Below are 7,400 nucleotides of genomic sequence, written 5' to 3' on the forward strand. Positions count from 1 at the left end.
ACGCTCCGGCGTGGGTCCGCCGCTTCTGTGGTTATCATTGAATCTCAAGCTACTGCAGGCACATCCATGGCCGAGAAAAAAGGCTCTTCCAGCGAGAAAACGCTTTACTGCTCCTTCTGCGGCAAGAGCCAGCACGAGGTCAAGAAACTGATCGCCGGGCCTTCGGTCTTCATCTGCGACGAGTGCATCGACCTGTGCAACGAGATCATCCGGGACGAACTGCCCACGGGTGAGGACTCGCGCGAGGCTCGCGGCGACCTGCCGACGCCGGCGGAGATAAAGTCGAATCTCGACAATTACGTGATCGGCCAGGAGGCCGCCAAGCGCGGCCTGGCCGTGGCGGTCTACAACCACTACAAGCGGTTGCGCCACAAGGAAAAGGCCAAGAAGGACGATGTCGAGCTCACCAAGAGCAACATCCTGCTGATCGGCCCCACCGGATCGGGCAAGACGCTGCTGGCGCAGACGCTGGCGCGGATGCTGGACGTGCCGTTCGTGATGGCCGACGCGACGACGCTGACCGAGGCCGGCTACGTCGGCGAGGACGTCGAGAACATCATCCAGAAGCTGCTGCAAAGCTGCAACTACGAGGTGGAGCGGGCGCAGCGCGGCATCGTGTACATCGACGAGATCGACAAGATCTCGCGCAAGTCCGACAACCCGTCGATCACCCGCGACGTGTCGGGCGAAGGCGTGCAGCAGGCGCTGCTGAAGCTGATCGAAGGCACGATGGCGAGCGTGCCGCCGCAGGGCGGGCGCAAGCACCCGAACCAGGACTTCCTGCAGATCGACACGACCAACATCCTGTTCATCTGCGGCGGCGCCTTCGCCGGCCTGGAGAAGGTGATCGAGCAGCGGACCGAGACGTCTGGCATCGGCTTCGGCGCCACCGTGAAGAGCAAGGCGCAGCGCAGCCTCACCGACGTCTTCCGCGAGGTCGAACCCGAGGACCTGATCAAGTTCGGCCTGATCCCCGAACTGGTCGGCCGCATGCCAGTGGTGGCCACCTTGTCGGAACTGAGCGAGGACGCCCTGGTGCAGATCCTGACCGAGCCGAAGAACGCGCTGGTCAAGCAATACGCCAAGCTGCTGTCGATGGAGGGCGTCGACCTCGAGGTGCGTCCCAGCGCGCTGCGGGCCATCGCGCGCCGGGCGCTGGCGCGCAAGACCGGCGCCCGCGGCCTGCGCTCGATCCTGGAGCAGTCGCTGATCGACACCATGTTCGAATTGCCGAACACGACCAATGTCGACAAGGTGGTGGTGGACGAGTCCACCATCGAGGAAAGCAAGCCGCCGCTGCTGGTCTACCGCGAGGCGGCCAAGAAGGCCTGAGCCGGCCGTTCATCGTGACAGTCGCCCCGCGCGGCGGCTGCGTTTCCTTGCGTGGTCAGGTGCGCCGCCGCGGCGGGCACAATGACTTTTCCGACGAATACAACCCTCACGGCCCCAATCCCTTGGCCTGAGGTTGAAAATCCGTCCTTCCGGTCCATATTCGACTGGATCAACCTGAGGATTTGCCATGTCCGGACACGTTCCACTGCCCGCCACGCCGATTGACCTGCCACTGCTGCCGCTGCGCGACGTGGTGGTCTTTCCGCACATGGTCATACCGCTGTTCGTCGGTCGGCCCAAGAGCATCAAGGCGCTGGAGGCCGCCATGGAGGCGGAGCGCCGCATCATGCTGGTGGCGCAGAAAGCCGCCGCGAAGGACGAGCCCTCGGTCTCCGACATGTTCGAGGTCGGCTGCGTCTCCACCATCCTGCAGATGCTCAAGCTGCCCGATGGCACCGTGAAGGTGCTGGTCGAGGGCCAGCAGCGGGCCCGCGTCAATCGCATCGACGAAGGCGACCAGCACTTCGTGGCCAACGTCACGCCGGTGGAACAGACCGAGGGCGATCCGAAGTCCAGCGAGATCGAGGCGCTGCGCCGCGCCGTGATGCAGCAGTTCGACCAGTACGTCAAGCTGAACAAGAAGATTCCGCCGGAGATTCTCACTTCGATTTCCAGCATCGACGATCCGGGACGCCTGGCAGACACGATCGCGGCGCATCTGCCGCTCAAGCTCGACAACAAGCAGATCGTGCTCGATCTCGACGACGTCAAGCTGCGGCTGGAGAACCTGTTCGAGCAGATCGAGCGCGAGGTCGACATCCTCAACGTCGACAAGAAGATCCGCGGCCGCGTGAAGCGCCAGATGGAGAAGAACCAGCGCGACTTCTACCTGAACGAGCAGGTCAAGGCGATCCAGAAGGAGCTCGGCGAAGGCGAAGAGGGCGCCGACATCGAGGAGATCGAAAAGAAGATCACGGCCGCCAAGATGCCCAAGGATGCCAAGAAGAAGGCAGACGCGGAGCTCAAGAAGCTGAAGCTGATGTCGCCGATGTCGGCCGAAGCCACCGTGGTGCGCAACTACATCGACGTGCTCACGGCGCTGCCCTGGAGCAAGAAGACCAAGATCAAGCACAACCTCGCGCATGCCGAGGACGTCCTCAACGAAGACCATCACGGCCTCGAGAAGGTCAAGGACCGCATTCTCGAATACCTCGCGGTGCAGCAGCGCGTCGACAAGGTCAAGGCGCCGATCCTGTGCCTGGTGGGCCCTCCCGGCGTCGGCAAGACCTCGCTGGGCCAGTCGATCGCCAAGGCGACCGGCCGCAAGTACGTGCGCATGGCGCTGGGCGGCATGCGCGACGAGGCCGAGATCCGCGGCCACCGCCGCACCTACATCGGCGCGCTGCCGGGCAAGGTGCTCCAAAGCCTGTCGAAGGTGGGGACGCGCAACCCGCTGTTCCTGCTCGACGAGATCGACAAGCTGGGCACGGACTTCCGCGGCGATCCGTCGAGCGCGCTGCTGGAGGTGCTGGACCCCGAGCAGAACCACACGTTCAGCGACCACTACGTGGAGGTCGACTTCGACCTGTCGGACGTGATGTTCGTGGCGACGTCGAACTCGATGAACATCCCGCCGGCCCTGCTGGACCGGATGGAAGTGATCCGCCTGTCGGGCTATACCGAGGACGAGAAGACCAACATCGCCATCAAGTACCTGCTGCCCAAGCAGATGAAGAACAACGGCGTGAAGGGCGAGGAACTCGAGGTCACCGAAGAGGCGATCCGCGACATCGTGCGCTACTACACGCGCGAAGCGGGCGTGCGCTCGCTCGAACGCGAGCTCTCGAAGATCTGCCGCAAGGTGGTCAAGGGCCTGCAGCTGAAGAAGATGAAGCCCAAGGTGGTCGTCGACGGCGCCAACCTCAACGACTTCCTGGGCGTGCGCAAGTTCAGCTACGGGCGCGCCGAACAGCAGAACCAGGTCGGCCAGGTGGTCGGCCTTGCCTGGACCGAAGTCGGCGGCGACCTGCTGACGATCGAGGCGGCGCTGATGAACGGCAAGGGCAACATCCTGCGCACCGGCTCGCTGGGCGACGTGATGAAGGAATCGGTGGAGGCCGCGCGCACTGTGGTGCGCAGCCGGGCCCGCCGCCTCGGCATCGGCGAGGAGCTGTTCGAGAAGAAGGACATGCACATCCACGTGCCCGATGGCGCGACGCCGAAGGACGGCCCGAGCGCGGGCGCGGCGATGACGACGGCGCTGGTGTCCGCGCTCACCGGCATTCCGGTGCGCAGCGATGTCGCCATGACGGGCGAGATCACGTTGCGCGGCGAAGTGACGGCGATCGGCGGGCTCAAGGAGAAGCTGCTCGCCGCGCTGCGCGGCGGCATCAAGACGGTGCTGATCCCGGAAGAGAACGCCAAGGACCTGCAAGACATTCCCGAGAACGTGAAGAGCGGACTCGAGATCGTGCCGGTGAAATGGATCGACAAGGTGCTGGACGTCGCCCTGGAGCGGCAACCGACGCCGTTGCCGGAAGACGATGCCGCCGCGGCTGCGGCCCCGATCGCGCCCGCCGCGCCGGGTCCGCAACCCGGCGTGCGTCCCGCTTCCGTAAAACATTGAGGGTTGTTGCAGGCGCTGCAAAAACTACGCTATAATTCAAGGCTTCGATGCGGGCATAGCTCAGTTGGTAGAGCGCAACCTTGCCAAGGTTGAGGTCGAGAGTTCGAGACTCTTTGCCCGCTCCAATTTCAGAAGGCAGCAGTGCTGCGTTCTGCGGCAAACAGAAGAAGCAGCGATGCTTTTTCCGGAAAGTCGGTCAAAGGGAAGCCCAGGCTTCCCTTTTTCTTGCATGACGTCGGCGCGATAGCAAAGCGGTTATGCAGCGGATTGCAAATCCGTTCAGCTCGGTTCGACTCCGGGTCGCGCCTCCAGAGAACAGCCCCGCCAACAGCGTTGCCGGGGCTGTTTTGTTGTTGCCGCCGGCGGCGCCTCCTGCTGGGCCGCGACGCGCTTTGCCTGCACAATCGCCTCGCGCCTCGATGGTGGAATAGGTAGACACAGCGGACTTAAAATCCGCCGCTTCGTGAAAACGGGCGTCCCGGTTCGAGCCCGGGTCGAGGCACCACCCAGCCCGGCGATCGGCGCCCGCGCGACCAGCGCCGGCGCGCTGAGTTCGCGACGATGCACGCGCCCTCGCGCGTGCCGGGGCGCTGTCGGCGCAGTGGCACAATCCTATGCGGACGCAGAGTCCGCCTTCCGCAAGCACTCCCGGCACGCGCCTGGAATGGCTGTGGCGCGAGGCAGGAGAAAATCGGGTCAATGTCACGCTATAACGCTCCGTTCGAAATCCATGTCCACGGCGATGTGCCGCTGCGCGCCGACGTCACCTACGCGCAACTGCAGGATGCGCTCAAGCCGCTGTGGACCTACGCCGGTGCGCGCTCGCTGGCCGACGGTGCCGAGAGCGCGTACGAAGAGGAGCCCGGCATCAAGTTCGATGCGCCCGAGCACGTGCTGCGCGTGTGCTGGACGGTGGCTGGCGACGAGGATTTCCGGCAGTCGCTCGACGAGATGTGCATGAGCCTCAATGAGCTGTCGCAGGAAGGCGCGGCGATCGAGGTCACCTTCTACGACACCGAGTTCGACGAGGAAGAGGAGCCGCCGGAAGCCGAGTCGCGCGACGACTTCCTGATGCTCTTCGTCGGCCCGACGCCGGCGGCCATCATGCAGGTGCAGCGCGACCTGCTGGTCGAGGACGTGGTCAACCTGATGGAGCGCCACTTCGACGGCTCGGAGCTCGGCGGTGTCGTGGCCGAGATCGACCGGCTGTTCAGCCAGCGCTTCGACGCGCTGGTCAACTCGCTGGAGATCGGCAAGCCGCCGCGCGGCAGCGGCTCCGGTCATGGCGGCGGCCGGCGGCCGCGCCGGCTGCATTAGACAAAACGGACAACGGGGCCCCGCGCGGGCCCCGTCCGCTTGTGGAGGGGATCGAATGGCGATGTTTTCGCAGGACGCGCTGAACCCGGGCGTGCGCAAGCGCGAGGTGTTCGGCTGGGCCATGTACGACTTCGCCAACTCCGGCTACACCACGGTGGTCCTCACGGCGGTGTTCGCCGCGTACTTCGTCGGCGGCATCGCCGGCAAGGCGCCCTGGGCCACCTTCGCCTGGACGGCTGCCCTGAGCGCGTCCTATGCGATCGTGATGTTCACGATGCCCAGCCTCGGGGCCTACGCCGACCTGCGCGCGGCCAAGAAGCGCCTGCTGGCGTGGTTCACCGTGGCGTGCGTGCTCTCCACCGCGGCGCTGGCGCTGGCCGGCCCCGGCAGCGTCGCGTTCGCGATCCTGCTGGTCGTGGTCTCCAACACCTTCTATTCGTACGGCGAGTCGCTCACGGCCGCATTTCTGCCCGAGCTCGCGCGTCCCGAGGCGCTGGGCAAGGTCAGCGGCTGGGGCTGGGGCTTCGGCTACTTCGGCGGGATGCTGTCGCTGGGGCTGTGTCTTGGGTACGTCATCTGGGCGCAGGGGCAGGGCATCGCGGCCGCGCAGTTCGTGCCGGTCACGATGCTGATCACGGCCGTGCTGTACGGGCTGGCGTCGCTCGCCACCTTCCGCCTGCTGCGCGAGCGGGCGCAGCCCGACCCGCGGGCGCTGCGCGAGAGCGGCCTGGCCGCGTCGCTGCGGCAGTTGCATCGCACCTTCGCCCAGGCGCGCCAGTTCCGCGACTTCACCTGGTTGATGGCATGCGCCGTGTGCTACCAGGGCGGCGTGGCGGTGGCCGTGACGCTGGCGGCGATCTACGCCGAGACGGTGATCGGCTTTCGCCAGCAGGAAACGATGGTGCTGGTGTTCGTGCTCAATATCGCCGCGGCCGCCGGCGCCTTCGCCTGGGGCTATCTGCAGGACCGCATCGGCCACAAGATCGCCCTCGGCAGCACGCTGGCGGGCTGGATCGCCACCTGCGTGATCGCCGCGCTCACGACCACCAAGGGCGGCTTCTGGTGGGCGGCGGCCATCGCCGGGTTGTGCATGGGATCGAGCCAGTCCGCCGGGCGCGCGCTGGCCGGCATGTTCGCGCCGCCGAAACAGCTCGCCGAGTTCTACGGCCTGTGGACGTTCGCGATCCGCCTCGCCAGCATCATCGGTCCGCTGTCCTACGGCGCGATCACCTGGGCCACGGGCGGCAACCAGCGGCTTGCCATCCTGTCGACTGCCGCACTGTTTGCCGCCGGGCTGGCCTTGCTCATGCCGATCGACGTGCGGCGCGGCCGCGCAGCCGCGCTCCAGGCCGACACCGCGCGCACCAGCGGCTGAGCGCGTGCGCGCGCGGGGGCGCGTGGGGCACGCGGCTCTGCCCAGCGGTGAACGGCCTTACGCGGCGGCGACGGGGATGTTCTTGAATTCGCCCGTGGCGATCTTCCTGGACCACTCGGCCGGGCCGGTCGAGTGCACGCTGGTGCCGCTGGCGTCCACGGCCACGGTGACCGGCATGTCGACGACGTCGAATTCGTAGATGGCTTCCATGCCGAGATCCGCGAAGCCGAGCACCTTCGACTTCTTGATCGCCTTGGAGACCAGGTACGCGGCGCCGCCGACCGCCATCAGGTAGGCCGCCTTGTGCTTCTTGATCGCCTCGATCGCCTCCGGGCCGCGCTCGGACTTGCCGATCATGCCGATCAGCCCGGTCTTGGCCAGCATCATCTCGGTGAACTTGTCCATGCGGGTGGAGGTCGTCGGGCCGGCGGGACCCACCACCTCGTCGCGCACCGGATCGACCGGGCCGACGTAGTAGATGACGCGGTTGGTGAAGGCTACCGGCAGCGGCTCGCCCTTGGCCAGCATGTCCTGGATGCGCTTGTGCGCGGCGTCGCGGCCGGTGAGCATCTTGCCGTTCAGCAGCAGGGTCTGCCCGGCCTTCCACGTGCCGATCTCCTCCTTCGTGAGCGTGTCGAGGTTCACGCGCTTGCTCTTTTGCGTGTCGGGAGCCCATTCGACCTTGGGCCACAGGTCCAGGCTCGGCGGATCGAGGTACACCGGGCCGGACCCGTCCATCACGAAGTGCGC

General features: G+C 66.1%; 5 protein-coding genes and 3 tRNA genes. 7 read left to right on the forward strand and 1 reads right to left on the reverse strand.

Annotated features, from left to right (window positions below; all coding sequences use genetic code 11):
* Positions 1 to 66: 66 nt before the first annotated feature.
* From clpX to VNT59_RS03000, 7 genes are all read left to right on the forward strand, one after another.
* The gene (gene clpX / locus VNT59_RS02970; RefSeq protein ID WP_325496476.1) at positions 67 to 1,332 is read left to right on the forward strand and encodes an ATP-dependent Clp protease ATP-binding subunit ClpX; all 1,266 of its coding nucleotides are present in this window, start codon (positions 67 to 69) and stop codon (positions 1,330 to 1,332) included.
* 187 nt (positions 1,333 to 1,519) lie between these two features.
* Positions 1,520 to 3,958: an endopeptidase La gene (lon, locus tag VNT59_RS02975; RefSeq protein ID WP_325496478.1), complete on the forward strand. Its 2,439-nt coding sequence runs from the start codon at positions 1,520 to 1,522 to the stop codon at positions 3,956 to 3,958.
* 49 nt (positions 3,959 to 4,007) lie between these two features.
* Positions 4,008 to 4,083 (forward strand) — tRNA-Gly (locus VNT59_RS02980).
* 112 nt (positions 4,084 to 4,195) lie between these two features.
* Positions 4,196 to 4,269: transfer RNA gene (locus VNT59_RS02985), tRNA-Cys, on the forward strand.
* A 102-nt stretch (positions 4,270 to 4,371) separates the two neighbouring features.
* Positions 4,372 to 4,463, forward strand: a tRNA-Leu gene (locus VNT59_RS02990).
* A 194-nt stretch (positions 4,464 to 4,657) separates the two neighbouring features.
* Positions 4,658 to 5,275, forward strand: a complete 618-nt coding sequence (locus tag VNT59_RS02995; protein WP_325496479.1) for a DUF6806 family protein — start codon at positions 4,658 to 4,660, stop codon at positions 5,273 to 5,275.
* 55 nt (positions 5,276 to 5,330) lie between these two features.
* The gene (locus tag VNT59_RS03000; protein ID WP_325496481.1) at positions 5,331 to 6,650 is read left to right on the forward strand and encodes an MFS transporter; all 1,320 of its coding nucleotides are present in this window, start codon (positions 5,331 to 5,333) and stop codon (positions 6,648 to 6,650) included.
* A 57-nt stretch (positions 6,651 to 6,707) separates the two neighbouring features.
* Here the strand turns inward: VNT59_RS03000 and VNT59_RS03005 are convergent.
* Positions 6,708 to 7,400: fumarate hydratase C-terminal domain-containing protein (locus VNT59_RS03005; RefSeq protein ID WP_325496482.1), on the reverse strand; the 693-nt coding region annotated here is incomplete at its 5' end.

This window comes from Ramlibacter sp. (assembly GCF_035554825.1).
Classification (GTDB): Bacteria; Pseudomonadota; Gammaproteobacteria; order Burkholderiales; family Burkholderiaceae_C; genus Ramlibacter.

Excerpts from the sequence above, each read along its gene's own strand:
- clpX (WP_325496476.1), top strand. The coding sequence starts at position 67 with ATGGCCGAGAAAAAAGGCTCTTCCAGCGAGAAAACGCTTTACTGCTCC.
- lon (WP_325496478.1), top strand. The coding sequence starts at position 1,520 with ATGTCCGGACACGTTCCACTGCCCGCCACGCCGATTGACCTGCCACTG.
- VNT59_RS02995 (WP_325496479.1), top strand. The coding sequence starts at position 4,658 with ATGTCACGCTATAACGCTCCGTTCGAAATCCATGTCCACGGCGATGTG.
- VNT59_RS03000 (WP_325496481.1), top strand. The coding sequence starts at position 5,331 with ATGGCGATGTTTTCGCAGGACGCGCTGAACCCGGGCGTGCGCAAGCGC.